The organism is Amycolatopsis sp. CFH S0740, from assembly GCF_004522315.1.
Classification (GTDB): domain Bacteria; phylum Actinomycetota; class Actinomycetes; order Mycobacteriales; family Pseudonocardiaceae; genus Amycolatopsis; species Amycolatopsis nivea.
The window spans coordinates 224,260-245,514 of record NZ_SDLS01000001.1 but is presented as its reverse complement, the minus strand read 5'-3'; the positions used below and the strand labels follow the sequence as shown (position 1 = coordinate 245,514).

The window sequence follows — 21,255 nt, the reverse complement described above, 5'->3', positions numbered from 1 at the left end:
GCTCGTCACCGTACCCCGCCCCGTCGTCTGGAGATCCAGTGCCCCAACGTCCGCGTGTCCCGCTCGTGCTCTGCAGCGGGATCGCCCGCACCGGCGCCCTCGCCGCGCTCCTGCTCCGCGCGAGCCCCGGCACCGCCGTCGTCCACCACGACCTGCGCGACATCGGCTCCGGCGTCGTCCGCCGCCGGATCCTGCTGCGCGGGCGCGACGAGCTGACCCCGCTCGAGCTCGCGCACGGCTGCGTCAACTGCACGCTGCGCGAGGACCTGCTGCCGCTGCTGCGCCGGCTGGCCCGGATGCCGCAGGTCGACCGCATCGTGGTGCGGCTGGACGAGGCGATGGAGCCGGAGCCGGTGAGCTGGGCGATCCGCAACGTGCTGGTCGGCGACCGCCCGGTGAGCGACGACGTCGAACTCGAAGCGGTGTTCACCGTGCTGGACTGCGCGACCTGGCTCGCCGACGTCACCGGCGACGACCTGCTCGCCGAGCGCGGCCTGCAGGGCAGCCCCGAGGACGAGCGGACGGTCGCGCAGGTCGCACTGTCCCAAGTGGAATCCGCGGACGTGCTCGTGCTCGCCGGAGCCGCGCCGGACGCGTGGTGCGCGGCCAAATCCGCCGCGGTGCTGGACCGGGTCGCGCCGTCCGTCCCACGCGTCGAGCTGGCCCGCACCGACGCCGCCGGGCTGTTCGCCGCGATCCCGGCCGACGCCCGCCGCGGCGAGGTCACCGACCTGCACGGCGCGTTGCTGCGCGGCGCGCCGCCGCTGCACCCGGACTGCGGCATCGAACTGCTGCGGTTCACCGCGCAGCGCCCGTTCCATCCCGAGCGGCTGCACGAGGCGATCGACCTGCTGCTCGACGGCGTGGTCCGCACTCGTGGCCGGGCCTGGGTGGCGAGTCAGCCGGACGTCGCGTTCTGGATCGAATCGGCGGGCGGCGGACTCGGCATCGGGCACGCCGGCCCGTGGCTCGCCTCGCCGGACGGACCGGACTGGGCCGACGTCTCCCCCGAACGCCGCACGCTCGCCTCGCTGCGCTGGGACCCGGTGCACGGCGACCGCGCGCAGGAGCTGGTGATCGTCACCGATCAGGCCGCTCCCGCGGAGATCGAGAGCGCGTTGCAAGCCGCCTTGCTCACCGACGCCGAACTCGCCGAAGGCGAAGCGGCCTGGCGCGCCTACCCCGACCCGTTCGGGGACTGGCACGAGGACCCCTGCGAAGAAACCGAAGAACCCGACCGGCACGCGAACGCCGCCAACCAGAAGGACGAAACCCTGTGAAACCCGGCATCCACCCCGACTACCACCCGGTGGTCTTCAAGGACTCGTCGACCGGCGACGCGTTCCTGACCCGCTCCACCACCACCTCCGAACGGACCATCGAATGGTCCGACGGGAACACCTATCCGCTCGTGGTGGTGGACATCAGCTCGTGGTCGCATCCGTTCTGGACCGGCACCCAGCGGATCCTCGACTCGGCGGGCCAGGTCGAGAAGTTCCACCGCCGGTACGGGCAGCGCCGCGCAGGGGGTGCGCGCTGATGGCCGTCCCGAAGCGGAAAATGTCGCGCAGCAACACCCGGTCCCGGCGCTCGCAGTGGAAGGCGGCGGCGCCGGACCTGGTGCCGATCGTCGTGGACGGCGAGCGGAAACTGGTGCCGCGCAAGCTGATCAAGCACTTCCAGCGGCTCGAGCGGTGAGCGTCCCGGTCACTGTCCTTTCCGGATTCCTCGGTGCCGGGAAAACCACGCTGCTCAACCGGATCCTGGCCAACCGCGAGGGCCTGCGCGTCGCGGTGATCGTGAACGACATGAGCGAGGTCAACATCGACGCCGCGCTCGTGCGGGACAGCGTGTCGCGGACCGAGGAGCGGCTGGTCGAGATGACCAACGGGTGCATTTGCTGCACCCTGCGCGAGGATCTGCTCGACGAGGTCGCCCGGCTGTGCGAGGACGGCCGGTTCGACCACCTGCTCATCGAGTCGAGCGGCATCTCCGAGCCGATGCCGGTCGCGGCGACGTTCTCCTTCCCCGCCGACGACGGCTCCCCGGTGCTGTCGTCGGCGCGGCTGGACACGATGGTCACCGTGGTGGACGCGGCGAACTTCGCGCGCGAACTGGCGCGCGGGGACAGCCTGGCCGAGCGCAGGCTGGACCAGTACGAGGGCGACGAGCGGACGGTCAGCGACCTGCTGATGGACCAGGTGGAGTTCGCCGATGTGCTGCTGTTGAACAAAACCGACCTGGTCGCCCCGGCCGAACGGGACCGGCTGCTCGCCTCGCTGCGCCGCCTCAACCCGGCCGCCGACATCGTGTCCGCCGAGTTCGGCCGGGTGCCGCTGGAGCGGGTCTTCGGCACTGGCCGGTACGACGCCGAACGCGCGCAGGAAGCGCCTGGCTGGGTGGCGGAACTGAACGGCGATCACGTGCCGGAGACCGAGGAGTACGGCATTTCCAGCGTCGTGTTCCGCTCCGCGCGCGCGTTCGACCCGGCGCGGTTGTGGGAGTTCGTGACCTCGCGACTGGACTCCGGCGAGTTCGGCACGGTGCTGCGGTCGAAGGGATTCTTCAGCCTCAGCACCCGGCCAGGCACGCTCGGGCTGTGGTCACAGGCGGGCAGCGTCGCACGGTTCGAGCCACAGGGCGTTGCTGACGGGCCGAGGCAGGAACTGGTGTTCATCGGCGTCGGACTCGAGCACGCCGCGCTGCTCGGCGCGCTCGAAACCTGCCTCTCCGACAGCCTCGCCACCGACGACCCGTTCCCCGAATGGGAACCGGTCCACGTCCACTAAGGACAGTTCCGGCTCACGGCCGCACCACCGTGAGCCGGAACCGGCCACCCACCGCAGCCGCGTGCTCCACCGCCTCGCCGACCGCGGACAGCGCGAACTCGTCCACCGAGAACTGCGTCAAGTCCAGCAGTCCGCACCGGGCCAGCGCGATCAGCTTCGGCACTGCGTCGCGCGGGTACATCCACCGGCCCCGCACCGTCACGCTGTTCAGCATCAGCCACGGGTACGGCAGCGCGAGGTCGTCCCCGATCCCGCCCATCAGCACCACGCGGCCGAACTCCCGGACCGTCATCGCGGCCGCGCGCACGGCGGCGACCGACGCGGACGGCGGCAGCAGATCCAGCACCAGATCCACCGGTCCCGCCACGGAGAGCATGGCCTCGCGGTCCTCGTCTCCGTTGCCGCTCACCACGACCGTCCGGACGCGGTGGCCGAAGCGCCGCTCCAGATCGGCCAACGCCGACCGGTTCCGACCCGGCGCGATCACCTGACCCGCGCCCATCGCGAGCGCCACGGCCACCGCCGCCCCGCCGTACGTGCCGGTCGCGCCGCTCACCAGCACCGTTTCCCCCGGCTGCAATCCGCCGTCGAGCAGGCCGCCGTACGGCACCAGGCAGATCCCGAGCGCGGCCCACCGGCCCGCGTCGGCCTCGTCGATCTCGCCCAGCGGGGCCGCGTTCTCCGTCGGGACCATGATCTGCTCGGCGAACCCGCCGTTCCGGAAGTGGCGCTGCAGAGCCAGTCCCCCGTCGCCGCGCGCGGTCAAGCCTTGCAGGACGACGTCCGGCGTCACCGCGTCGTCACGGGAGCGGACGGTCGGGTCGCAGCGGACCCAATCGCCCGGCCGGAGTTTCGTCGCGTCGGGGCCGACCGACCGCACCCGTCCGACCGCGCCGGTGCCCAGGATCGCGGGCAGTTCCAGCGCGTACCGCCGGGCGCCGCTGACCACCTCGGCGGTGTAGTGCAGCACCGGCGCCGCGACGACGTCCACCACCACCTCCCCGGTGCCCGGCACCGGCTCCGCGACCTCCTCGACCGACAACGGGCGCCCGAATTCCCTGAGCACAGCAGCCTTCACCGAATCCTCCTTCGTCCCGCCCCCATCGTCGGCACAATCGGGGGCGGCAACCAGGAGTCCGTCGCTACCAGGATGGTTCGTCCGTTTCGCACGAGTTGAACAGGCTAGGTTTATCAGTCTAGGCTGTCGATTGTGGCGGACCGGACGATCGACACCCAGGCACGGCACGGCGGGCGCTACAAGTGGGTCGCGCTCTCCAACACGACGCTCGGCGTGCTGATGTCGGCGCTGGACGGGTCGATCGTGATCATCTCGCTGCCGGCGATCTTCCGCGGCATCGGGCTCGACCCGCTGGCCCCGGCCAACATCGGCTACCTGCTGTGGATGATCCTCGGCTACCTGCTGGTGTCCGCGGTCCTGGTGGTGACGCTCGGGCGGCTCGGCGACATGTTCGGCCGCGTCCGGATGTACAACATCGGGTTCGTGATCTTCAGCGCCGCCTCGGTGGCGCTGTCGTTCGACCCGTTCCACGCGGGCGGCGGGGCGCTGTGGCTGATCGGCTGGCGGGTGGTGCAGGCCGTCGGCGGCGCGATGCTCACCGCGAACTCCGCCGCGATCCTCACCGACGCCTTCCCACGCGAACAGCGCGGGATGGCCCTGGGCGTCAACCAGATCACCGCGCTGGCCGGGCAGTTCCTCGGCCTGGTCGCGGGCGGGCTGCTGGCCGAACTCGACTGGCGCGCGGTGTTCTGGGTGAGCGTGCCGTTCGGCATTTTCGGCACCGTCTGGTCGATCCGCAGCCTGCGCGAGATCAGCACACCGCAACGGTCGCGGATCGACTGGGGCGGCAACGTGACCTTCGCGCTCGGCACCGCGGTCATCCTCGCCTCGATCACCTACGGTATCCAGCCCTACGGCGGCGCGGCCACCGGCTGGGGCAACCCGTGGGTGCTCGGCGGGCTCGGCGCCGGGATCGCGCTGCTGGCGGGGTTCTGCGTGATCGAGACCAAAGTGCCGTCGCCGATGTTCCAGCTGTCGCTGTTCCGGATCCGCGCGTTCACCGCCGGGAACCTCGCGGCGCTGCTCACCGCGGTCGCGCGCGGCGGGATGCAGTTCATGCTGATCATCTGGCTGCAGGGGATCTGGCTCCCGCTGCACGGCTACGACTACGAGCAGACCCCGCTGTGGGCCGGGATCTACCTGCTGCCGCTCACCGCCGGGTTCCTGATCGCGGGACCGGTGTCCGGATTCCTCTCCGACCGGTTCGGCGCGCGGCTGTTCTCCACCGGCGGCCTGCTGCTGGTCGCCGGGTCCTTCCTCGGGCTGCTCGCGCTGCCGGTGGACTTCAGCTACCCGGCGTTCGCGCTGCTGCTCGTGCTGAGCGGCATCGGGCAGGGCATGTTCTCCGCGCCGAACACCTCGGCGATCATGAGCAGCGTGCCGGACAACCAGCGCGGCGTCGCGTCCGGCATGCGCTCGACGTTCCAGAACTCCGGGACGTCGCTGTCCATCGGCGTGTTCTTCTCGCTCATGATCGCCGGGCTGGCCGGATCGCTGCCCGCGACGCTCACCGGCGGGCTGCAGGCGCACGGCGTCCCGGCGGACGTCGCCGCGAACATCGCCCAGCTGCCGCCGGTGAGCACCCTCTTCGCCGCGTTCCTGGGCAGCAACCCGGTGGCGCACCTGGTCGGCCCCGGCGTGCTCGGCCAGCTCTCCCCCGCCGATTCCGCCGCGCTGACCGGCAAGGAGTTCTTCCCCACCCTCATTTCCGGGCCGTTCCACGACGGACTGGTCACCGTGTTCGTCGCGGCCGCGGTGATGGCGCTGGTCGCCGCGCTGGCGTCCGCGTCGCGCGGGAAGCGGTACTTCCACCAGGACTAAGTCAGTCCATCGTGAGCACGATCTTGCCGTGGATGTTGCCCGCCTGATAGGTCCGCATCGCTTCGGCGGCTTCGGCGAGCGGGAAGGTCGCCATGATGCGATGCGTCAGCTCGCCTTTCGCATACAGAGCCGCCAACCGCGCGAGCCGAGCCGCCGAGCGGTCGTTCACGGTGAGCTTGATGCCCAGTCCGTCGGCGCGGTTGTGCTCGACCAGGGTGAGAATCCGGGACCGGTCCTTAACGAGGTCCAATGTGTACTCCAGCGCGACGCCGCCGACCCCGTCGATCGCCGCCGTGACGCCGTGCGGAGCCACCCGTTCGACGAAATCCTCGCTGTAGGCAAGGGGAATCGCCCCGAGTGCCCGCACCTGCTCGTGCCACGCCGGACGCGCGACGCCGAGCACCTTCGCGCCACGCAACCGGGACAGTTGCACCGCCATCGCCCCGACGGAGCCTGCCGCGCCGTGCACCAGCACCGTGTCGCCGGGACCGACGTTGATCCGCTCGATCGCGATCTCCGCCGTCTGCGCCGCCGCGGTGAACGCGCCCGCGACCTCCCACGGCATCTCCGGCGGCTTCGGCACCACCTGGTCCGCTCCGGCGACGACCAATTCCTGATACGCCCCCAGCCGCCCGAAGCCGAGCACCTCGTCGCCCGCGGTGAATCCCGCGACACCTTCCCCGACTTCGTCGACGATTCCGGCGAACTCGTTGCCCGGCACGGTGAACGCGCCCGGTTCCGGCACCGGGATGAGCCCCGCGAGCACCGCGATGTCGAACGCCTGCACCCCCGCCGCCTTCGCCCGGATCCGGACCTCCCCCGGCCCGGGACGCGGTTCCGCCACCTCCTCCAGCCGCAGCACTTCCGGCCCGCCCAGTTCGCGGACCCCCATCGCCTTGCTCATCGCCGCCTCCAGCGCTCGTGTCGATCACCGCCAGTGTTCGACATCAAGCGGACTTGACGTCAAGCCGCGGGGTCGACCGGCGCCGCGCGATGGGCTAGGTTGATCAGCGATGACTACCGGGACGGCATTGCGCCACTCACGGATCGGCTACCCGGTGCTCTTCCGAGCGCCGCGCGGGCCCCGCCTGCTTCGTCGTGTTGACAGCCACCTCAACCGACGACAGGAGAATTCATGCCCGACAAGACTTTGCGGATCCCCACCCCTGACGGCCAGGCCGACGCGTTCGCCGCGTTCCCCGTCGACGGCGAACAGCACCCCGGCGTGCTGATGTACGCCGACGGCTTCGGGATCCGGCCCGTAATCCGCGAGATGGCCCAAGAACTGGCCGGACACGGCTATTACGTGCTCGTGCCCAACTACTTCTACCGGCACGGCCCGGCGCCAGTGCTCGAACTTCCGGAGTTCATCGGAGCAGAGGAGCGTCCCGGGGTTTTCGCTCGCGTGCTGCCCATGATCGAAGCGCACACCCCCGAACTGGTCCTTCGTGACGCCGCCGCTTATCTCGAATTCCTCGCCGCCCAGCCCGAAGTCAGTGCGGGGCCGGTCGGGGTCACCGGCTATTGCATCGGCGGCCTTCTCGCGGTCCGCACCGCTGCGACCCATCCGGATCAGGTGGCCGCGGTCGCCGGATTCCACGCCCCGGTCGGCGCTGCCGGGCCGGATGTCTTCTCCCGGATCACCGCGGAAGCGCACTTCGGCCACGCCGCATCGGATCTGACGCCGGAAACTCTCGCCGAACTCAACCGCGCGCTCGATGCCGCAGGGGTCAGTTGCACGTCCGAGATCTACCCCGGCACGGTCCACGGATTCACCATGGCCGACACCGACACGTTCGATCCCGCCGCGCTGCGGCAGCACTGGGAAAACCTAGTGCCGCTTCTCGGACGCGCCTTGCCCCGCGGCTGAGGCGTTGAACAGTTGGCCCGGCGCACCGGTCTGGAATCACGACCGGGCGCCGGGTGCAGCCGCTACTCGACCCACCACCAGCCGTCGCCGACCTCGACCGTGGGATGGAGGGCGCAGCCCAGGCCGTCGTCAAGGTAGTCGTGCGAGTCGATCACCACGCCGGGCATGTACTTCTCCGGAGAACCATCGAAGTGCGCGTATCCGGCCGAGCACGCGAGAAACCCCTTCCAGACGCGGATGTACCACACCCGCGGGCCGTTCCCGGTGTCGATCGACAAGACGTCTTCGGGCAACGGCTCGGTCGGCACGCGGTGTTCGGCATCGCGCAGCACGGCGGCGTACTCCGACCTGTGCATCGCGTACCAGGTCGTGGCATGGAAGTGCACCCAGTTGACACAGACCATCAGCGCGATCACCGCGGCGGTGGCCACCGCCCATCCGGCCGCGCCGCGTCGGCCCAGCCTGCGCGTCGCCATCCGCGCGCTGACCGCGGTCCCGATCGCGGCGAGCAGCCACGCCGGAGCGAGGTACAGGATCTCGGGCAACGGAATAGCCCGGCCGAGACCGACGGCGAAGTACTTCACCGCGGCCAGGGGCAGCCAGCCGCACACGAAGACGACTGCAGCCCGCACCAAACCCGGTCTTCGATTTTCCTCGGAACTCCCCACGATCCCTGGACGGGCGACCGGCCGATCGGTTGCGCTACTCCGGGGACGGCGTGTACAGCGCGCCCAGAAACTCCACCAACAGCCGCTCCCGCAACACTTCCGGCGCAACCGCCAGCAACGCATTGACCAGAGCCATCCGCCCCGGCAACCCGCCGCCGCCGGTCAGGCCCGCCGCGGCGAACAGGCCACCGAACTGCTCAGACGTCAGCCACGTGCCGCGCCGCACGATGAACTAGTCGCGCGACGGCGTGTACAGCGCGCCCAGAAACTCCACCAACAGCCGCTCCCGCAACGCTTCCGGCGCAGCCGCCAGCAACGCGTTGATCGACGCCATCCGCTCCGGCAACCCACCGCCACCGGTCAGACCCGCCGCAGCGAGCAGCCCACCGAACTGCTCAGACGTCAATGTTTCCGGATCCAACGCGGCCACGAACGCGGCGACGTCCGGATCGACCCGCACCGGGCCTTGCGTCCGCGCCGCCTCGACCGAGGCCGTCAGATCGGCGAGGAATTCCGGCTCGCTGCCGTGGTTCGCGGCGGTGACGGTGAGGTGCAGGTTCAGCGGAGAAGTCCCGTGCGCGAACTGCGGCTGGACGTACCAGCCGCGTACCTTCATCTCGTCGGCGACGGTGAACAGGTCGAAGCCGTCCGAGCCGGTGAACGCGACCAGCGTCGACACCGGCTCGCCCAGCACGTGCAGGCCCGGAATCGAAGCCACGCCAGCACGAATCCGTCCGACGGCTTCCCGCGTCCGCGAGGCCAGTTGGAGGTAACCGTCCTCGCCGAGGTGGTGCACGACGGCCCACGCGGCGGCGAGCGGACCGCCGGAGCGGGTGCTCTGCAGCGTCGGGTTGAGCATCGTGTAGCCGGGCCAGGCGGCGCTTGCGAAGTAGTGAGTGCGCCGGAGTTCCGCCGAGGCGTGCAACAGGACGGAGACGCCCTTGGCGCAGTAGGCGTATTTATGCAGGTCCACGGAAATGCTGGTGACGCCCGGAACGCGGAAGTCGAACGGCGGCAAGTCCGCGCCGAGCTTCGCGAAGTAAGGCAGCACCCAGCCGCCGATGCACGCGTCCACGTGCATGCGCACCCCGCGTCCCGAAGCGGCGGCGGCGATCTCCTCGATCGGGTCGACGACGCCGTGCGCGTACGACGGCGCGCTCGCCACGACGAGCACGGTGGAGTCGTCGATGGCCGCGGTCATCGCCGCCGGGTCCGCACGGAAGGTCTCCGGATCGACCGGCACCACGATCTTCCGCACGCCGAACAGATGCGCGGCTTTGTGGAACGCGGCGTGCGCGGTTTCCGGGAGCACGATCGACGGCGCAGCGAGGTCCGGCCGCGCGTCGCGGGCGGCGAGGACCGCGAGCAGACACGATTCGGTGCCGCCGGACGTCACCGTGCCGACCGTCTCCGGCGTCCCGCCGAGCAGTCCGGCCGCGCGGGCGACCAGGTCGTTCTCCATCCGCAGCAGGCTGGGGAACGCGGTCGGGTCGAGTCCGTTGGCGGAGCTGGCCAGCGCGTGCGCGGCGGCGGCGATTTCGTCCACTTCGGACAGTCCGCTGTCGTACACGTAAGCGAGCGTGCGCCCGCCGTGCGTCGGCAGGTCGCCGGAGCGGAGTTCGCGCAGCCGCGCCAGTACGTCGTTCACGCCTGCTTCTCCAGGACCGAACGGCGCAGCAGCGGGATGCCGAGCGCGATCAGCACCGCGGGCAGCACCGACGCGCCGATCACGATGGCGGTGATCGCCGAATGCGGCTGCGGGACGGCGGTCGTGCCGGTGCTCGACACGTAGCTCCCGCCCTGCAGCACGAGCCCGAACAGTCCCGGCCCGAGCGCGAGCCCGAGCGTTTCGGACGCGGTCCACACGCCGGCCGTCACGCCCGCCCTGGTCTCGCCGGTTCGCTCTTCCTCGGCGCTGATCAGGTCCGGCAAGATCGCCAGCGGGAACACCGAAATGCCCGCGTAGCCGACGCCGGCGAGCGCGACGAACACCAGCGTCGCGGCGAACGGGAGCCGGTCAGCGAAGTACATCGCCACCAAGCCGACGAAGAACGACGTGGTGGCGATCCGGAAGCCGGCGAGCTTGCCCCAGCGCGCGCCCACCCGCGGCCACAGCGGCATGGTGACGAGCGCGGGCCCGACGAAGCCGACGAACAGGTAGGTGCGGTAGCTCGGGTCGCCGAGGACGTGCTGCGCGAAGTACGGGATCGCGGCCAGCACGGTGCCGATGCCGAGCGCCTGGATGAAGTAGACGCCCATCAGCCACCGGAACGAACGCCACTGCGCGATGGTGCGCGCCAATTCCTTGAGCCGCACCGTGTTGGGCCGCAGCGAGCCGACCGGCGCGCCCTTCAGGCCGAAGTAGACGCCGAGCGTGGCGGCCAGGATGATCACCGCCATCACCAGGCCCATCACCCGGTAGCCCGCCACGCCGGGCAGCAGGTCGGTGATCGCCGGGGCGCCGCCGCCGGACACCAGCACCGCGACCGCCAGCACGCCGATCCGGACGCTGGTGAGCTTCGTGCGTTCCTCGGCGGAATCGGTCAGCTCGGCCGGGAGCGCGTTGAACGGCACCTGGAAGAACGCGTACGCGGTGGCGCACAGGAAGAACATCACGACGACGTACGTCGCGTCCCACACCGGCGTGCCGAAGCCGGGATGCGCGAACAAGGCGAAGAACAGGATCGCGACGCCGATCCCACCGCGCAGCAGGAAGCGCCGCCTGCTGCCGGTGCGCGCGAGGTCGGCGTCCGACAGCCGCCCGGCGACCGGGTTGAAGACCACGTCCCACGCCTTGGGCACGAACACGATGATCCCGGCCGCCGCGGCGGGCACCGCCATGGTGTCGGTCAGGTACGGGAGCAGGAGCAGCCCGGGCACCGTGCCGAACCCGCCGGTGACGAAGGAGCCGAGCGAGTAGCGGAATCTCGTGCGGCGGGACAGCGACGCCAAAGGTCCTCCTCCAAGGCGGAACGACGAACGCATGCCTAATGGATCTTCGCCGGTTCCGGGTAGTGGTCGGGAGGAATCGTGCCACCGTCGTGATGCACTGGCCGTACCGGGCCGACTACCGCCTCGTGAGCGGCGACGCCGGTTCTGACCGGCCTCGCCGCTCACGACCTTCTCTCGTCAGGACAGCGCTTTCGCCGCCTTCGCCAGCGACCCGGCGTCCCCGCGCAGCAGCAGCGTCGTCACCACCGTCGCTTCCCACGCCGCCAGCTCTTCGCGGATCTTCTCCGCGGGGCCGATCAGCGAAGTGTCCTCGACCAGCGAAGTCGGGATCGCCTTGACCGCTTCTTCCTTCCGCCCCGCCAGGTACAGCTCCTGCACCTTGTCCGCCACGTCCGCGTAGCCGAGCCGGGCGAACACGTCGTGGTGGAAGTTCACGCTCTTCGCCCCCATCCCGCCGATGTAGAGCGCCAGCGCCGGCTTGATGAAGCTCGCCGCCTCCTCGACGTCGTCGTGCACGATCACCGGCACCGACGCGGCGACCTCGAACCCGTCCAGGCCGCTCCGCCGCGCGCCCGGGCGGGCGAAGCCCTCCTCCAGCGCGGCCCGGTAGAAGCCGTCGGACTTGGGCGAGAAGAACAGCGGCAGCCAGCCGTCGCAGATCTCCGCGGCCAGCGCGACGTTCTTCGGGCCTTCGGCGGCGAGGTAAATCGGCAGGTCGGCGCGCAGCGGATGGACGGTCGGCTTGAGCGGTTTGCCCAGTCCGGTCCCGCCCTTGAGCGGCAGCTGGAAGAACTGCCCGTCGAGGGTCACCGGTTCCTCGCGGGCCAGCACCTTGCGCACGATCTCGACGTACTCGCGCGTGCGCGCCAGCGGCTTCGGATACGGCTGGCCGTACCAGCCCTCCACCACCTGCGGCCCGGACGCGCCCAGCCCGAGCACGAACCGGCCGCCGGACAGGTGGTCCATGGTCAGCGCGCTCATCGCGGTCGCGGTCGGGGTGCGCGCGGACATCTGCACGATGTTGGTGCCGAGCTTGATCCGGCTGGTCGCCGCGCCGACCCAGGCCAGCGGGGTGAACGCGTCCGACCCGTACGCCTCGGCCGACCACACCGAGTCGAATCCGAGCCGTTCGGCTTCGAGCACGGTCTCCTGCGCGCCCGGGATCGGCCCGCTCCCCCAGTACCCGAGGTGAAAGCCCAGCTTCATCAAGCCCTCCTGATCTCGAAGCCCGTGCAGGGCTCCTTCCGGGAACCAGAGTCCCGGAAGGAGTCCTTCACGGCACGTCCGGCGAGTAGTGCTCCGGTTTCCCGCGCTCGGCGAGCGGGGGAAGATTGCGGCGCGGGGTCTCGACCGGCGGCGTCCCCGGGGCCAGTTCGCCGCGGGCGCGCCGCCAGCCCGCCCGTGCCCGCGGATGGTAGCGGCGGTCGTGCGGTAGCAGCGAGAACGCCGCGTTGATCAGCTTGCCCACGCGACGGTGCCGCCGGGCGTCCCGCGCGGTCCAGCGGTAGCCGAGCAGGTCGCGCACCTCCTGGTCGTACAGCCCGACGGTCAGCCACACGAACTGTTTCGCGATGATCTTCGCGACCGGTTTCCACAGCGGATCCGGAAGCCACGGCAGGAACGGCGGTTTCGCGATGCCGCGGAGGTCGAGGACGTCGCGGGTGGCCTTGTTGTCCTCCAGCACCTCGGCGCACATGTGCTTCCAGTACCGCTGGAAGTCCTCCCACGATTCCGGCACCGGCCGCATCGTCATGTCGTACATCCGCCACCAGCGCACGTGCTCGTCGAACAGCGTGCGCTTCTCCTCTTCGCCGATGCCGCCCATGAAATGGTCGGCGATCAGGACGGTGCTGACGAAGAACGTCGAATGCGCCCAGTAGTACGTGTCCGGGTCGAGCGCGTGGTAGCGGCGGCCTTTCGCGTCCACGCCCTTGATGCGGTCGTGGTAACCGCGCACCTCCAGCGCCGTGCGGTGCGCGAGCGGGCCGTCGTAGACCACGCCGCCGATCGGGTACAGCGACCGGAACAGCCGCTGCCAGCGCTCCTCGAAGAACCTCGAATGCTCCTCGACGCCCGCGCCGAGGCCCGGGTGCATGTTCTGCATCGACCCGGCCCACAGCGCGATCAGCAGCCCGCGCCAGTCTCCGAAGTACTTCCAGGTCAGCGAGTCCGGTCCCAGCGGCTCCGGTGCGTCCCTCATCGCGGCTCCTCGGCGGGTCGGCGAAGTGACTACAGCTGTTGTCAGGTTAGGATGTGACAACATCTGTGGTCAACTCGGGACGGGAGCGGGTATGCCGGGCCGCACGTGGGCGGGCACGACGCTCGACGACCGCAAGGCCCAGCGCCGGGCCCAGCTGCTGGCCGCCGGGCTCGACCTGCTGGGCGCGCAGGGCAGCGCGGCGGTGAGCGTCCGCGCGGTGTGCCGGTCGGCGAAACTGACCGAGCGGTACTTCTACGAAAGCTTCGCCGACCGGGAAAGCCTGGTCGCCGCGGTGTACGAGGACGTCGGCGACCAGGCGAGAAAAGCGCTGGCCGACGCGGTTTCCGGCGAAGCCGATCCGAGCCGCCGGGCCGAACGCGCCGTGACCGCGTTCGTGGAACTGGTGCTGGACGACCCGCGCAAGGGCCGCGTGCTGCTGCTCGCGCCGCTGACCGATCCGGCGCTGACCCGGCGCGGCCTGCACCTGCTCCCGGCGTTCACCACGCTTGTCGGCGAACAGCTGTCGCGCGGCGACGAAACCGGCCGCCAGCTGGTGGCGATCGGTCTCGTCGGCGCGCTCAGCAACGTGTTCATCGCTTACCTCGACGGCACGCTGAAGGTGAGCCGCGAGCGTCTCGTCGAGCACTGCGTGCAGCTCGTGCTCGGCGCGGACGCTTTCGACCCTGGAGCTCACTGAGCGGCTGCCCGCTCGTCGCGCAGCCGCAGCGCGATGTCGATGATCATGTCCTCCTGACCGCCGACGTAGCGTTCTTCGCCGACCTTGTACAGGATTTCGTGCGCCGGGACGCCGTAGCGCTCGGCGGCGCGTTCGGCGTGCAGCAGGAAGCTGGAGTACACGCCGGCGTAGCCCTGGATGATCGACGACCGGTCCATCACCGGCAGCCGGGTCAGGTACTTCTTCACCACGTTCTCCGCGGCTTCCATCAGCACGTCTTTGTCCACGCCGGTTTTGATGCCGAGCCGCTCGAACGTGGCCGCCAGGACCTCGGTCGGCGAGTTGCCCGCCCCCGCGCCGAGCGCGGCGAGCGAACCGTCGATCTGCCGGGCGCCCGCGCGGTACGCGAGCACCGAGTTGGCGACGCCGAAACTCAGGTTCTGGTGCCCGTGGTAGCCCACCTGGGCGTCGTCGCCGAGTTCCGCGACGAGCGCGGCGACCCGGTCGGACGCGTCGTCCAGGATCAGCGCGCCCGCGGAGTCCACGACGTACACGCACTGGCAGCCCGCGTCGGCCATGATCCGGGCCTGCTTCGCCAGGTCCTCCGGGGACGACATGTGCGACAGCATCAGGAAGCCGACGGTTTCCAGGCCGAGATCGCGGGCCGCGCCGAAGTGCTGGATGGACACGTCGGCCTCGGTGCAGTGGGTCGCGATCCGCACCGCGCCCGCGCCGAGGTCGGCCGCCGCGCGCAGGTCGGTGACCGTGCCGAGGCCGGGCAGGAGGAGCACGGCGATCTTCGCCTGCTTCGCCTCGTCGACCGCCGCGGCGATCAGCTTTCGCTCGTCCACCAAGGAAAAGCCGTAGTTGAAGGTCGAACCGCCGAGGCCGTCGCCGTGGGTCACCTCGATCAGCGAGATGCCCGCGTCGTCGAGCGCGCGGACGGTGTCGCGCACCTGCTTTTCGGTGAACTGGTGCGCCATGGCGTGGCTGCCGTCGCGCAGAGTGGTGTCGACCAGCCGGACGTCGGTGTTGTTCACGCGGCCACCTCCTGAGCGGCGAAGAGATCGCCGACGCGCGCGGCGGCGGCGGTCATGATGTCGAGGTTGCCCGCGTACTTGGGCAGGTAGTCGCCGTTGCCCGCGACCTCGAGGAAGACGCCCACGCGGGCCTTGCCGCGCCAGTCCGGGCGCGGCGGATCGAACTGCGGGTCGGCCTTGAGCGTGTAGCCCGGCACGTACTGCTGGACGTCTTTCACCATGCGGTGCACGGATTCGCTGATCGCGTCGAAGTCGGCGTCCGGGTCGACCGCGCAGAACACCGTGTCGCGCATGATCATCGGCGGGTCCATCGGGTTGATGATGATGATCGCGCGGCCCTTGTCCGCGCCGCCGACCTTCTCGATCGCGTGCGAGGTGGTCTCGGTGAACTCGTCGATGTTCGCGCGCGTGCCCGGTCCGGCCGACCGCGACGACACCGACGCGACGATCTCCGCGTACGACACCGGCGTCACCCGCGAAACCGCGTGCACGATCGGGATGGTCGCCTGGCCGCCGCAGGTGATCATGTTGACGTTGCGGTCGGTCAGCTGGTCGGGCGGGTTCACCGCCGGGCAGGTCAGCGGGCCGACCGCGGCGGGCGTCAGGTCGATCGCGCGGATGCCGGCCTCGGCGTACCGCGGCGCGTTGGCCTTGTGCGCCTTCGCCGACGTCGATTCGAACACCAGCTGCGGCAGTTCCGCGCACGCCAGCAGCCAGTCGACGCCCTCGGCGGACGTCTCGAGCCCGAGCTTCGCGGCGCGGGCGAGCCCGTCCGACGCCGGGTCGACGCCCACCATGTAGCGCACTTCCACGTGCTCGCTGCGCTGGAGTTTTGCCAGCAAGTCCGTACCGATGTTGCCCGGGCCGACGATCGCGGCCGTCACCTTGCGTTCCGCCATGCCGCCACGGTGCTCGCCGGGATGGGGCACACTCAACCCATGCGTACCACTGGACGGAACGGCGACGGGCTCGTGACCGCACGGGTCGCCGCCGTGCTGGAAGCCTTCCGCCCCGGCGACGACGCGCTCGGCGTATCCGAGCTGGCGCGCCGGACCGGGCTGGCGAAGACGACCGTGCACCGGCTCGCCGGGCACCTGGCCGACACCGGCCTGCTGGAACGCGACGGCACCTCGGTCCGATTAGGACTGCGGCTCTTCGAGATCGGCCAGCTCGCGGTGCGCCGCCGCGGTCTGGTGGAGGCGGCGCGGCCGTACCTGGCGGATCTGCGGGAGGCCACGCGCAACACGGTGCACCTCGCGGTCCTGGAAGGCACCGAGGTGGTGTACCTGGACGTGCTGCGCGGCCCGGACGCGCCAGATCTGCCCTCGCGCACCGGCGGGCGGTTTCCCGCGCACGCGACCGGCGTCGGGAAGGCGATCCTGTCCTGCTCCCCCGACGACGTCGTGACGCGCGTGATCGACGCCGGGCTGCCCCGGGTCAGCCCGCGAACGATCACCGCGCCCGGGTTGCTGCGCCGCCAATTGGCGCGGATCCGCGAGGACGGGATCGCCTTCGAGCGCGAGGAATCCGGCGTCGGCGTCGTGTGCGCGGCGAGCCCGCTGGTCGACGCGAACGGGCTCGCCGTGGCGGCGGTGTCGATCTCCGGATGGGCAACGCGAATGCGCACCGAACGCGTCGCGCCCGCGGTGCGGACGGTGGCACTGGCGTTGTCGCGGACCGTTTCCGAGACCTGATCAGCCCTTGCTCATCCGGAGGATCAACGCGGCCGCATCCTCCGAAACGGCGGCGGTCGCCATCGTCAGCGCCTCCCTGGCACTGTGCCCTTGCCGTTCCGCGAGCAAAGCCAGCATCTTGGTCAGACGGGATCGCCTTCGAGCGCGAGGAATCCGGGGTCGGCGTCGTCTGCGCGGCGAGCCCGCTGGTCGACGCGAACGGACTCGCCGTGGCGGCGGTGTCGATCTCCGGCTGGGCGACACGGATGCGCACCGAACGCGTCGCACCCGCAGTGCGGACGGTGGCACTGGCGTTGTCGCGGACGGTTTCCGAGACCTGATCAGCCCTTGCTCATCCGCAGGATCAACGCGACCGCATCCTCCGAATGGCCCTCCGGAGTCAGCACCTCCTGCAACAACAAACCACGAATCGCCGCGACGGCGACAGTCGCCATCGTCAGCGCATCCCTGGCACTCCGCCCCTCGCGTTCCGCGAGCGAAGCCAGCATCTTCGTCAGGTCGTCCAGCGACTCGACCAGCTCGCGGAAGTCCTCCGGCCGGTACGCCGCCAGCCCTGCGACATGAAAGAACCCGCGAACCCGAGACAGCTGCTCCGGGCGGGTATAGGTCCGCCAGATCGCCACGACGAACTCGTCGAAGGTGCTGTCGCGAGCCGTCTCGAACAGTGCCTCGTTGTCGCGGGTTCGCTGCGCCTTGAGCATCGCCGCCAGGACCCCCGGCAGCGATCCGAAGTGGTAGCGCAGCAGGGCATGACTGGTGTCGGCCCGGGCGGCGACCTCGCGCAGCGAGACCTCCGGTGAGGGAAGCGTCCCGTCGAAGGCGTCGAGAAGCCGCGCCAGAAGACGCTCGCGGGCGTCGCCCTGGGGTTCCGTGCTTGACAAGGTCACCTCCGCAGTTTATCCATTGGAAAAGAACGGTGCAACGGCGGAGGGACAGCTCGTGGGACGGTTTCAGGTAGTCGGCGCGACGGTCGTCGACGGGTCGGGGCGAGATCCCGCCGAGGTCACGGTCACGGTCGAAGACGGGGTGATCGCGGAGTCCGACGCGTCCGGCGAGCGCTTCGCTGCCGACGGGCTGACGATGACGCCCGGCCTGATCGACGCGCACGTCCACCTGGGGCTGTCGAGCCCGATCGAACCGCAGTTCGCGTTTCGGCTCAGTACCGCCGAGCTCGCGGCGGACATCTTCGCCACGGCCGGCGCGGCGCTCGACGCCGGGTTCACGACGGTCCGGGACACCGGCGGCATCGACGGCGGCGTCGTCACCACGATCGCCAAGGGGAAGGTCCGGGGGCCGCGCGTGCTGTCGTGCGGACCGGTTCAATGCCAGACCGGCGGCCACGGCTACTACGGAGCCGAATGGGAGCCGACCGAACGGTGGAGCGACCATCACATCCCAGGCCTGTGCGCCCTGTCGATGCAGTCTGGCAACGCGAACGAGCTGCGCAGCAACGTGCGCGAGGCCTTCCGTCGCGGAGCCTCTTTCTTGAAGCTTTGCGTGACCGGCGGGGTGGTCAGCTCGCATGACCAGCTGACCGACACCCAGTTCACTAGCGAAGAAATCGCTGTCGCGGTTCAAGAAGCCGCCGCGCGCGGCACCTACGTGACGGTTCACGCGCACAACAACGAAGGCATCCGGAACGCCGTCGAGGCCGGGGTGCGCTGCGTCGAACACGGCACCGACATCGACGAGCCGACGGCCGCCTTGATGGCCGCGCACGACGTTGCCCTCGTGCCCACGTTCGCCGTCGTCGAACAACTGCTTCGAGACACTGCGAGCACTGGCCTGAACGAGTCGATCCGCGAGCGAGTGCTGGGCGTTCGCGAGCGGATGGCCGAGGCGCTCGCCGTCGCCAAGAAGGCCGGGCTGCGGATCGGGCTGGGGTCTGACCTCATCGGGCCGGCCCAGCACCACCGAGGCGAAGAACTCGCCTTGCGAGCCGGTCTGGAGACGCCGATGGATTCGCTCGTGGCAGCCACGAAAACCAACGCCGAGATCCTCGGCCTCGCCGGCGAAGTAGGAGTCATCGCTCCCGGCTTCCAGGCGGATTTCGTGCTCTGGAACGGAAACCCGCTCGAGAATCCGCAGCTTTTCTCCGACCCGGCCAACGCGATCGTCGTCGTCCAGGCCGGACGCGTAGTGAAGGACCTCCGATGAGCACCCTGTGGCACGGCTGCTTCGCCGACACCGAATACTTCGAAATGCGTTCCAGCAGCGGGTACGACTACGGCGTCTGGGTCACCACGCCGCCGGGCTACGACCCCGCCACGACGCGGGCACCGGCCGTCTACGTGCTCGACGGCAACTGGGCCGTGGGCCAGACCGCCCCGCTGATCGTCACGCAGGCGGATCCCATGCAGCAGATCCAGCCGTACCTGCAGGTCAGCGTCGGCTACGCGGGCGAGGACGCGCAACATTGGGCGCGGCTGCGCAACCGCGACCTCGTGCCGCCCGGCGAACCCGTCGCCCCGGAATTCGTGGATGCCGTGGAGATGGGCGTCAGCACGGGCCGGATGACCCGCGAAGAGGCCGACGCCTACCTCGCCGAACTGCGCGACACCCGCGCCGACGCGTTCCTGGCCTTCCTCGCCGAAGAACTCCACCCGCGCATCGAACGTGACTACGGCACGGCCGAGAGCGGTCACGGCCTCTTCGGCTACTCCTACGGCGGACTTTTCAGCCTCTACGCCTGGCTCAGCGGCTGCCCGCTCTTCGAGAGCGTCGGAGCGGGCAGCCCCGGCGTTATCGGTGAAGACAGTCAGGTTTTCGCCCAACTCCGCGAGCTTGGCGACCGGCGGCCCGCCGCCAAGCTGCACGTGACCGTCAACGACCGGGAGCTTTTCGGGGACCTGGCCGTCTACCAGAATCTTGCGAAACACGCGGCAACGTTCCTGCACCGCGTCACGTCGCCCGCCGTCACCAGCGAGGTCTTGCGGGAAACGCACGTGACCGGGTTGCAGGCGTCGTTCCTCAGCTACCTCAGGACGTGCCGGTCCCAGTAGCGGCGTGGACTGCGGGTCGCCGGGCCGCCCACGGCATCGCCTCTTCCAGGAACGCGGCGACCCGCAGCAGCAACGATTCCGAACACACCGGCCCGCCCAACTGCACTCCGATCGGCAACCCCTGCGAGGACTCGCCCAGCGGGAGGCTGATCGCCGGAGCACCGATCAAGTTGAACAACGGCGTGAACGAGCAAACGTCGAAAAGCTGCTTCGTCCACTCGGCCGCAGTGAGATCCGCGTTCGCGTCCAGACGGCCCAGCGGCGGCGCCGGGGTGGTGATCGTCGGGGTCAGCAGCAGGTCGTATCCGCTGAAGAACCGGCCTGCCTCCCGGGAAACGGCGTTCATCGCGCCCAACGCCGCGGTCAGTTCCATCGCGCTGATCGAACGGCCGTACTCGACGCACGCCCACGTGGTGCGTTCGAGATTCTCGGGACTCGCCGCGACCCCAGTCAGCTCTTCGATCCCGGCGACCGAACCGGCCAGGAATCCGGACCACAGCACGTGATTCGTGTGCAGGAACGCTTCCCAGTCGAAGACCGGCGTCGCGCGTTCGACGTGGTGGCCCGCCGCTTCGAGCACCTCGGCCACGGCTTCGACCGCGCGCGCCACCTCCGGGTCGACGTAGCTGCCCGCCCAGGATTCGGTGTGCAGGCCGATGCGCAGCCGTCCGGGATCGGAGCCGACCTCGTCGAGCCACGGGCGCGCGGGCGGGGCGAGGACGTACGGGTCGCCCGGATAGCTCACAGCGACCTCGTCCAGCAGGGCGGCGGTGTCCCGGACCGTCCGCGACACCGTGAATTCGACTCCCATGCCGTACAACGGATCGGCGTAGTCCGGGCCGGTCGGCACGCGGCCGCGGCTGGGCTTCAGTCCGACGAGGCCATTGCAGGCCGCCGGTACGCGGATCGAGCCGCCGCCGTCATTGGCGTGCGCGATCGGGAGTGCCCCGGCCGCGACCAGCGCCGCCGAACCGCCACTGGATCCGCCGGCGCTGTGCCCGGTGTTCCACGGATTGCGCGTCGAACCGTAGGCCAGCGCTTCGGAATTGCCGTTGAACCCCAGCTCCGGCGTAGTCGTGACCGCCAGCGTCGCCAGACCCGCCGCGCGGAAGCGCTCCATCAGGTGGGTGTCCGCCGGCGGCACGATGCCTTGGCCGAGCATCCGCGTGCCCATCCGCATCGGCACTCCGGCAGCGTGCAGCACGAGATCCTTGATCGCGAACGGGACCCCGGCGAACCGGCCGGCGCGCGAGTAGTCGAGCGGGCGCTCGAACGGGCCGTCGGCGACCGCGTTCAGCTCCGGGTTCACCTTGCCGATGGCTTCGACCGCCAGTGCCGCGACCTCCTCGGCGGTGACCTCCCCGGAGGCGATGACCGCGGCCAGCGCGGTCGCGTCGAGGGCGGCGTATTCGTCAAGGTTCATCGAAGTCTCCTTAAGCCGGGGAACGGAAGGCTACGAGCGGGC

Annotated in this window: 22 protein-coding genes and 1 pseudogene; 11 read left to right on the top strand and 12 right to left on the bottom strand. The window is 70.2% G+C overall.

Annotated elements, in window-relative coordinates:
• Positions 1-38 precede the first annotated feature (38 nt).
• The 4 genes from mrf to EIZ45_RS01180 are packed head-to-tail and all read left to right on the top strand — an operon-like array spanning position 39 to position 2,789.
• On the top strand, positions 39-1,280 hold the full coding sequence (gene mrf, locus EIZ45_RS01195; RefSeq protein WP_134661627.1) for a ribosome hibernation factor-recruiting GTPase MRF: 1,242 nt from the start codon (positions 39-41) through the stop codon (positions 1,278-1,280).
• The gene (locus EIZ45_RS01190; protein WP_134661628.1) at positions 1,277-1,540 is read left to right on the top strand and encodes a type B 50S ribosomal protein L31; all 264 of its coding nucleotides are present in this window, start codon (positions 1,277-1,279) and stop codon (positions 1,538-1,540) included. Before mrf ends, EIZ45_RS01190 begins: the two co-directional genes overlap by 4 nt.
• Positions 1,540-1,698, top strand: a complete 159-nt coding sequence (gene rpmF, locus EIZ45_RS01185; protein ID WP_037805693.1) for a 50S ribosomal protein L32 — start codon at positions 1,540-1,542, stop codon at positions 1,696-1,698. Before EIZ45_RS01190 ends, rpmF begins: the two co-directional genes overlap by 1 nt.
• Positions 1,695-2,789, top strand: coding sequence for a GTP-binding protein (locus EIZ45_RS01180; protein WP_134661629.1), 1,095 nt, complete (start codon positions 1,695-1,697; stop codon positions 2,787-2,789). Before rpmF ends, EIZ45_RS01180 begins: the two co-directional genes overlap by 4 nt.
• Before the next feature lie 13 nt (positions 2,790-2,802).
• Here the strand turns inward: EIZ45_RS01180 and EIZ45_RS01175 are convergent, their stop codons facing one another.
• On the bottom strand, positions 2,803-3,867 hold the full coding sequence (locus EIZ45_RS01175; protein WP_134661630.1) for a zinc-binding dehydrogenase: 1,065 nt from the start codon (positions 3,865-3,867) through the stop codon (positions 2,803-2,805).
• Positions 3,868-3,999: 132 nt separating this feature from the next.
• On the opposite strand from EIZ45_RS01175, the gene EIZ45_RS01170 reads away from it, so the two are divergent.
• The gene (locus EIZ45_RS01170) at positions 4,000-5,688 is read left to right on the top strand and encodes an MFS transporter (RefSeq protein ID WP_205671767.1); all 1,689 of its coding nucleotides are present in this window, start codon (positions 4,000-4,002) and stop codon (positions 5,686-5,688) included.
• Position 5,689: 1 nt separating this feature from the next.
• Here EIZ45_RS01170 and EIZ45_RS01165 read toward each other — a convergent pair whose 3' ends face one another.
• Positions 5,690-6,592 carry an NADP-dependent oxidoreductase gene (locus tag EIZ45_RS01165; protein WP_134736014.1) on the bottom strand — a complete coding sequence of 301 codons (903 nt, stop codon included), beginning with the start codon at positions 6,590-6,592 and terminating at the stop codon, positions 5,690-5,692.
• 231 nt (positions 6,593-6,823) lie between these two features.
• Between EIZ45_RS01165 and EIZ45_RS01160 the strand changes: the two genes are divergently transcribed.
• Positions 6,824-7,558, top strand: coding sequence for a dienelactone hydrolase family protein (locus EIZ45_RS01160; protein ID WP_134661632.1), 735 nt, complete (start codon positions 6,824-6,826; stop codon positions 7,556-7,558).
• 62 nt (positions 7,559-7,620) lie between these two features.
• Here EIZ45_RS01160 and EIZ45_RS01155 read toward each other — a convergent pair whose 3' ends face one another.
• The 6 genes from EIZ45_RS01155 to EIZ45_RS01130 all read right to left on the bottom strand — a co-directional run bounded on the left by EIZ45_RS01155 (position 7,621) and on the right by EIZ45_RS01130 (position 13,378).
• Positions 7,621-8,190, bottom strand: a complete 570-nt coding sequence (locus EIZ45_RS01155; protein WP_134661633.1) for a hypothetical protein — start codon at positions 8,188-8,190, stop codon at positions 7,621-7,623.
• Positions 8,191-8,260: 70 nt separating this feature from the next.
• Positions 8,261-8,452: a hypothetical protein gene (locus EIZ45_RS01150; RefSeq protein WP_304571877.1), complete on the bottom strand. Its 192-nt coding sequence runs from the start codon at positions 8,450-8,452 to the stop codon at positions 8,261-8,263.
• Between the two features lie 6 nt (positions 8,453-8,458).
• The gene (locus EIZ45_RS01145) at positions 8,459-9,874 is read right to left on the bottom strand and encodes an aminotransferase class V-fold PLP-dependent enzyme (RefSeq protein WP_134661634.1); all 1,416 of its coding nucleotides are present in this window, start codon (positions 9,872-9,874) and stop codon (positions 8,459-8,461) included.
• Positions 9,871-11,178 (bottom strand): MFS transporter, encoded by a 1,308-nt coding sequence (locus EIZ45_RS01140; protein WP_037805686.1) that lies wholly within the window; start codon positions 11,176-11,178, stop codon positions 9,871-9,873. Before EIZ45_RS01140 ends, EIZ45_RS01145 begins: the two co-directional genes overlap by 4 nt.
• 177 nt (positions 11,179-11,355) lie before the next feature.
• The gene (locus EIZ45_RS01135; RefSeq protein WP_134661635.1) at positions 11,356-12,384 is read right to left on the bottom strand and encodes an LLM class F420-dependent oxidoreductase; all 1,029 of its coding nucleotides are present in this window, start codon (positions 12,382-12,384) and stop codon (positions 11,356-11,358) included.
• A gap of 67 nt (positions 12,385-12,451) precedes the next feature.
• Positions 12,452-13,378, bottom strand: a complete 927-nt coding sequence (locus EIZ45_RS01130) for an oxygenase MpaB family protein (RefSeq protein WP_134736013.1) — start codon at positions 13,376-13,378, stop codon at positions 12,452-12,454.
• Between the two features lie 91 nt (positions 13,379-13,469).
• On the opposite strand from EIZ45_RS01130, the gene EIZ45_RS01125 reads away from it, so the two are divergent.
• Positions 13,470-14,075 carry a TetR/AcrR family transcriptional regulator gene (locus EIZ45_RS01125; RefSeq protein WP_043831042.1) on the top strand — a complete coding sequence of 202 codons (606 nt, stop codon included), beginning with the start codon at positions 13,470-13,472 and terminating at the stop codon, positions 14,073-14,075.
• On the opposite strand, the gene dmpG is transcribed toward EIZ45_RS01125, so the two are convergent.
• Positions 14,069-15,094, bottom strand: a complete 1,026-nt coding sequence (dmpG, locus tag EIZ45_RS01120; protein WP_134661637.1) for a 4-hydroxy-2-oxovalerate aldolase — start codon at positions 15,092-15,094, stop codon at positions 14,069-14,071. The genes EIZ45_RS01125 and dmpG overlap by 7 nt on opposite strands.
• Positions 15,091-15,993 (bottom strand): acetaldehyde dehydrogenase (acetylating), encoded by a 903-nt coding sequence (locus EIZ45_RS01115; protein ID WP_134661638.1) that lies wholly within the window; start codon positions 15,991-15,993, stop codon positions 15,091-15,093. Before EIZ45_RS01115 ends, dmpG begins: the two co-directional genes overlap by 4 nt.
• 39 nt (positions 15,994-16,032) lie before the next feature.
• On the opposite strand from EIZ45_RS01115, the gene EIZ45_RS01110 reads away from it, so the two are divergent.
• Entirely contained in the window at positions 16,033-16,788 is a 756-nt protein-coding gene (locus tag EIZ45_RS01110) for an IclR family transcriptional regulator (RefSeq protein WP_037805676.1), read from the top strand.
• Positions 16,789-16,913: 125 nt separating this feature from the next.
• Positions 16,914-17,108: pseudogene (locus tag EIZ45_RS01105) on the top strand (IclR family transcriptional regulator C-terminal domain-containing protein); the annotation flags it as partial.
• On the opposite strand, the gene EIZ45_RS01100 reads toward EIZ45_RS01105, so the two are convergent.
• The gene (locus tag EIZ45_RS01100; RefSeq protein ID WP_134661639.1) at positions 17,109-17,675 is read right to left on the bottom strand and encodes a TetR/AcrR family transcriptional regulator; all 567 of its coding nucleotides are present in this window, start codon (positions 17,673-17,675) and stop codon (positions 17,109-17,111) included.
• 52 nt (positions 17,676-17,727) lie between these two features.
• Here EIZ45_RS01100 and EIZ45_RS01095 point away from each other — a divergent pair, with 52 nt between their 5' ends.
• Both EIZ45_RS01095 and EIZ45_RS01090 read left to right on the top strand, forming a co-directional pair.
• Positions 17,728-18,945, top strand: coding sequence for an amidohydrolase family protein (locus EIZ45_RS01095; RefSeq protein WP_134661640.1), 1,218 nt, complete (start codon positions 17,728-17,730; stop codon positions 18,943-18,945).
• Positions 18,942-19,790 (top strand): alpha/beta hydrolase, encoded by an 849-nt coding sequence (locus EIZ45_RS01090; protein ID WP_134661641.1) that lies wholly within the window; start codon positions 18,942-18,944, stop codon positions 19,788-19,790. The genes EIZ45_RS01095 and EIZ45_RS01090 overlap by 4 nt, the downstream gene beginning before the upstream one ends.
• Here EIZ45_RS01090 and EIZ45_RS01085 read toward each other — a convergent pair.
• Positions 19,768-21,213 carry an amidase gene (locus tag EIZ45_RS01085; RefSeq protein WP_134661642.1) on the bottom strand — a complete coding sequence of 482 codons (1,446 nt, stop codon included), beginning with the start codon at positions 21,211-21,213 and terminating at the stop codon, positions 19,768-19,770. The two genes, EIZ45_RS01090 and EIZ45_RS01085, sit on opposite strands and share 23 nt — an antisense overlap.
• Positions 21,214-21,255 lie beyond the last annotated feature (42 nt).

Bases quoted from the DNA above. Each gene is read 5' to 3' on its own strand.
- EIZ45_RS01160 (WP_134661632.1), top strand. From the start codon at position 6,824: ATGCCCGACAAGACTTTGCGGATCCCCACCCCTGACGGCCAGGCCGAC.
- EIZ45_RS01110 (WP_037805676.1), top strand. From the start codon at position 16,033: ATGCGTACCACTGGACGGAACGGCGACGGGCTCGTGACCGCACGGGTC.
- EIZ45_RS01090 (WP_134661641.1), top strand. From the start codon at position 18,942: ATGAGCACCCTGTGGCACGGCTGCTTCGCCGACACCGAATACTTCGAA.
- rpmF (WP_037805693.1), top strand. From the start codon at position 1,540: ATGGCCGTCCCGAAGCGGAAAATGTCGCGCAGCAACACCCGGTCCCGG.
- EIZ45_RS01125 (WP_043831042.1), top strand. From the start codon at position 13,470: ATGCCGGGCCGCACGTGGGCGGGCACGACGCTCGACGACCGCAAGGCC.
- EIZ45_RS01115 (WP_134661638.1), bottom strand. From the start codon at position 15,993: ATGGCGGAACGCAAGGTGACGGCCGCGATCGTCGGCCCGGGCAACATC.
- EIZ45_RS01085 (WP_134661642.1), bottom strand. From the start codon at position 21,213: ATGAACCTTGACGAATACGCCGCCCTCGACGCGACCGCGCTGGCCGCG.
- EIZ45_RS01135 (WP_134661635.1), bottom strand. From the start codon at position 12,384: ATGAAGCTGGGCTTTCACCTCGGGTACTGGGGGAGCGGGCCGATCCCG.
- EIZ45_RS01130 (WP_134736013.1), bottom strand. From the start codon at position 13,378: ATGAGGGACGCACCGGAGCCGCTGGGACCGGACTCGCTGACCTGGAAG.
- EIZ45_RS01165 (WP_134736014.1), bottom strand. From the start codon at position 6,592: ATGAGCAAGGCGATGGGGGTCCGCGAACTGGGCGGGCCGGAAGTGCTG.